This window comes from Mycobacterium kyogaense (genome assembly GCF_003254575.1).
Taxonomy (GTDB): domain Bacteria; phylum Actinomycetota; class Actinomycetes; order Mycobacteriales; family Mycobacteriaceae; genus Mycobacterium; species Mycobacterium kyogaense.
Window position 1 is genome coordinate 1 of record NZ_QJUA01000089.1, and the last position, 3,752, is coordinate 3,752.

Genomic DNA, 3,752 nt, shown 5'->3' on the forward strand with positions numbered 1-3,752 from the left:
GCTTCGCAGCCGCCTCGGTGATTGCTCGGCGCTCGGTCAACGTCAACCCCATCCACTGGGCCTACGCGCGCATTCCTGATGAGGCAACGACCCGCCCATTCGCGCGCATTTCTGATGAGTCAACGCGAGCCGCTATTCTGTCGGAGGTTCGAACTAGTGTTCGATGTATGGATGTCGTCGCGGGTGCGGTGGAGGGGTTGCGGGCTCAGCTGGCGATCCTGCAGGGCGCCTGCGACACGCTGACCCACCCGGAGTTGGTGGCTCTGTTGGCTGAGGTGACCACGGTGGTGCGATCGGTTCCGGCGCTGGAGCATCAGGTTTTGGCTCGGCTCACGACAGAGACGGAGCCGCGCCGACTCGGTGAAGCGTCCTGGAAGAAAGTTCTGACCACCGCGCTGCGGGTGTCGGATAAAGAGTCAAAACGCCGACTTGCTGATGCCGCGCACCTGGGCCCGCGCCAATCCCTGACCGGGGAGCCGTTGCCGCCGGTCTGGGAGGCCACCGCCGCCGCACAAGCCGCCGGCACCCTGGACGGCGAGCATGTCGCGGTGATCGCGACGTTCCACCAGGACCTGCCGATGTGGGTCGATGTCGACACCCGCGCCGCCGCCGATCGACAGTTGGCGTCGCTGGGCGCCGGATTGACGCCGGAGGATCTGCGCAAGGCGGCGGATCGGTTGGCGGCGATGATCGACCAAGACGGTCCCGAACCCACCGACGCCGACCGCGCCCGCAAGCGCGGGATCACACTGGGTGAGCAGCAGGCCGACGGGATGAGCCGCCTCTCGGGCTGGATCACCCCGGAAGCACGGGCCACGTACGAAGCCATCCAGGCCAAGCTCGCGGCACCGGGGATGTGCAACCCCGACGACGAGACACCCTGTGTCGACGCAGAACCCGATCCCGAGCAGAAGCGTCGCGACACGCGCAGCGTGGCACAGCGCAATCACGACGCGTGGCTGGCTGTCGGGCGGATGGCGCTCTCCTCGGGTGAGTTGGGCTCGCACAACGGTTTACCGGTCACCGTGATCGTCTCCACAACCTTGCAGGAACTAGAGAAGTCGGCAGGGGTGGCGGTCACCGGCGGCGGCTCCCTGTTGCCGATGGCCGACCTCATCCGGATGGCCAGCCACGCGCACCACTACCTCGCGGTGTTCGATCAGCACACCAATCAACCGCTGTATCTGGGCCGCACGAAACGGCTGGCGTCGGCGGCACAAAGAATTGTGCTGCACTCCTCCGCCCGCGGCTGCACCCGGCCCGGCTGCACCGTGCCCGGTTACTGGACCCAGGTCCACCACATCGACGACTGGAACAGCGGCGGGGCCACCGACATCACCAACCTCACCCTCGCCTGTGGGCCGGACAACCGCATGATCGAACAGACCGGCTGGACCACCACAGTCAACAACCGCGGCCAAGCCGAATGGCTACCCCCACCCGACCTCGACACCGGCCGACGCCGCGTGAACGGCTACCACCAGCCCGAACGCCACCTCCTGCCCGAAGGCGACGATGATCCATAAGTGCTGGCGGACAATGCTTCTCGTCGTAGCACGGGGGCTATCGCTGCACGTGGCGCCAATTGTTCCTACCATTGTGTGCCATGGCAGCGCCCAACGGAGTTCCGTCGCGGCCGGTGCTGCCCGCGACACTCGTCGAAGTGGCCGGCCACCGGCTGCGCGATGCGATTCTGTCCGGACAGCTCGTGCCCGGCCAGAAGATCGTCGAGGAACAGCTGTGCGCCGATCTCGGCATCAGCCGGGCGCCCTTGCGCGAGGCCCTGCGCCTCCTCGCCCAGCAGGGGCTCGTCGAACATCTCCCGCGGCGCGGCTCGCGGGTGACCGAGTGGTCGCCCAGCGACATCCTGCAGCTGTTCGAGCTCCGGCACGTCCTCGAGCGGCACGCCATCGAAACCGCGCTCCCCCTAGGCGATCCAGACCGCCAGCTCGAGCCGATCCGCGCTGCACTGGACCGGATGGACAACGCCGAGAACGCACTCGACCGCGACGACGCGCACCGCGACTTCCATGCGGCCGTGGTCACGTTGGCCGACAACCGCCAACTGGACATCGCACTCGCGCCGATCCTGCTCAAGCTGCAGCTACCGATGGCGAAGAACCTGCGCGAAGAGGCTCACCAGCGCGACGCCGCGGACGGCAGGCAGCGGCATCGGGCGATCCTCGAAGCGTTGGAGTCCAATCGGGCCGACATCGTGGTGGCGGCGCTACGCGAGCACGGCCATCTCGACTATCTGGGTCTCGAAGCGGACACCGGCCCGTAAGCGCTTACACAAACGACACATTCCCGACCCGCGGTCGCCATGATTCTGTCGACAATCGACAGATATGGAAGAACACCGTGGGCCGTCGATCGGGCCGTCCGTGGCCGAGATCCTGGCCTCCCATGCCGGCGGAACCGGATCGCCTGTCAAGACCGCAGCCCGCGTCGCCGACGCGATCGAGGCCCGCGGAGACGACGGCACCTGGCTGTCGACCGTCCCCCGCGATGAGCTGATCGCTGCTGCCGAGGCCATCGAACGCCGACCCGGTGCCCGGACGCTACCGCTCTACGGCGTGCCCTTCGGGGTGAAGGACAGCATCGACGTCGCTGGAGTGCCGACCACGCTGTCGTGCCCTGACTTCGCCTACGTCGCCGACGCGACAGCACCCGCGGTGCAACGCCTCCTCGACGCCGGGGCGCTGTACGTGGGCAAAACCAACCTCGACCAGTTCGCCACAGGTCTCAACGGCACGCGGACGCCGCACACCATCCCCCGCAGCGTGTACGGCCGCGGCATCATCTCGGGCGGCTCCAGCTCCGGCTCGGCATTGGCGGTGGCCCTCGGTCAGGTGCCCTTCGCCGTCGCCACCGATACCGCCGGATCCGGTCGGGTGCCCGCCGCGCTCAACGGCGTCGTCGGCGTCAAACCGTCGCGCGGGCTGATCAGTACCGTCGGACTGGTACCGGCGTGCAAGTCTCTCGACTGCCTCACCGTCATGGCCGGCTGCATCGACGACGCCGACCGCGTACTCGACATCATGATCGCCCGCGACGACGGCGACCCCTGGTCGCGTGACCGCGGTCCCCGCGTGAGCAATTCCCCCGTGCGCGTCGGGCTGCCGCCCGCTGAGGAACTCGAATTCTTCGGCGATGCCGCGATGCGCACGGCCCACCTGGCCTTCCGGGAGCAGCTCGCCCGCCAGCACACGATCGTCGACGTCCCCCTCGAACCCTTCCTGGCGGCCGGATCCCTGCTTTACCAGGGGCCCTGGGTGGCCGAACGCCTCGTCGAGTTCGGCGACTTCCTCGCCGAGCACCCCGAATCGATCCACCCCGTGGTGCGCGAGATCTTCGCCGGCGGACACCGCTACACGGCAGTCGACGCGTTCGCCGCACTACAGCGCCTGCAGGAACTCAAAGCGCACGTGAGCCGACTGTGGCAAGGCGTAGACGTCCTCGTGCTACCCACGATCGGTACCACGTTCACCGTCGACGAGGTCCAGGCGGACCCGATCCGCACGAACACGGTGCTCGGCCATTACACGCACTTCGGCAATCTGCTCGATCTGTGCGGTACGGCGATCCCGATCGGTCTCACCGAAGACGGAAGACCCTGCAGCGCCATGCTTCTCGGAGCGGCGCTCAGCGACGACACCGTCCTGCACCTCGCCGCGCAGATCCTCGACGAATCGCGACCCGTCCGCCATCCCTCCCCCGCCCCGATCCCCACCGAGGAGCTGCTGTGAACC

General features: G+C 67.8%; 3 protein-coding genes. All 3 read left to right on the plus strand.

Annotation, left to right across the window (positions count from 1 at the left end; genetic code table 11):
* The first annotated feature begins 167 nt into the window (after positions 1-167).
* The 3 genes from DMB80_RS27620 (at position 168) to DMB80_RS27630 (ending at position 3,749) form a co-directional block, all read left to right on the plus strand.
* A complete protein-coding gene (locus DMB80_RS27620; RefSeq protein ID WP_111512742.1) occupies positions 168-1,526 on the plus strand; it encodes an HNH endonuclease signature motif containing protein in 1,359 nt (452 codons plus the stop codon).
* Positions 1,527-1,606: 80 nt separating this feature from the next.
* Positions 1,607-2,284 (plus strand): GntR family transcriptional regulator, encoded by a 678-nt coding sequence (locus tag DMB80_RS27625; RefSeq protein WP_111512743.1) that lies wholly within the window; start codon positions 1,607-1,609, stop codon positions 2,282-2,284.
* Positions 2,285-2,348: 64 nt separating this feature from the next.
* Complete coding sequence (locus DMB80_RS27630) at positions 2,349-3,749, plus strand: allophanate hydrolase (RefSeq protein WP_111512744.1); 1,401 nt, start codon at positions 2,349-2,351, stop codon at positions 3,747-3,749.
* Positions 3,750-3,752: the final 3 nt, after the last annotated feature.